Annotated in this window: 2 pseudogenes; both read left to right on the forward strand. The window is 42.6% G+C overall.

Going from position 1 to position 946, the window contains the following annotated elements:
- Nucleotides 1-323 (forward strand): annotated as a pseudogene (locus ACFILO_RS09505) (hypothetical protein); the annotation flags it as partial.
- 24 nt (nt 324-347) lie between these two features.
- Nucleotides 348-946 (forward strand): annotated as a pseudogene (locus ACFILO_RS09510) (hypothetical protein); the annotation flags it as partial.

Genomic DNA, 946 nt, shown 5'->3' on the forward strand with positions numbered 1-946 from the left:
ACAATCAACGCCTTGTTGATGCCAATCGTGAACGTTGGCTGGAACAAGACAATAGCGGCTGGAATAGGTTGAATATGCTTATGAATGCCGGTCATGGTTTTGCAAGGAATTACGGCACGACAACGAATAATCATACAATCTCTAAGATAGAGGGCAATAATCCGTGGAAAAATGTAGGGACTATAGGTTCTTTAGCACTTCAAGCAGCACCGATGGCTTTTGGTTACATGGCAGGTGGTCCAATGGGAGCAGCGTTGGCAGGAGGAGCATCCAAGTTTTTTTTAGATTACATGAATCAAAAGAAAGCTCTGGAGAATAATTAAAGAATAGTTTTGTAGGAGAGTGTGATGGCATTTCCAATATTATTTCCATTAGCTGGGGCAGCTTTTATGGCAGCAAGAGCTGCGCCTCATGTTTTTAGGTATCTTGCTCCTAAAGCGGTTACAGGGGCGAATAGATTGGGACAATTAATAACAAAGAACCCCGTGGGGAATTTCATAACAAAGTACCCCAAAACCTCTCTATTTATGACTGGAATGTCAGGTATTGAAAGTATGATGACACCAGAGAAAGCACAAGCCCCATCCAACCCCTATTTACAGAATAGTCTGAATCCATATGGACCATTTATGCCCTATACGGCTCCTAAAGCGGAAATGCCTCTTGGATTTGATCAACATCCACCCATGCCAAATGCACTAGAGAGTACTCCACAAGAACTAAAACCTCATATTAATGAACAAACGCAACCATTAGCACCCGCTTCCCCAACACCGACTCCTGAACTGACAGATGCAGAGAAATTTTTACAGTCCAATACTTATAAGTTTTTTCAATCAGATGCGTATCAGAAGCTCAAAGATCTTTTTGCAGGTATGGCAGAATCTTCATCAGACGGTTCTGGGTGGGATGCGCTTGCAAGTGGTGTGAAGCATCTTAATGAAGG

It is taken from the genome of Bartonella sp. AP72JLCBS (genome assembly GCF_042195705.1).
Lineage (GTDB): Bacteria > Pseudomonadota > Alphaproteobacteria > Rhizobiales > Rhizobiaceae > Bartonella.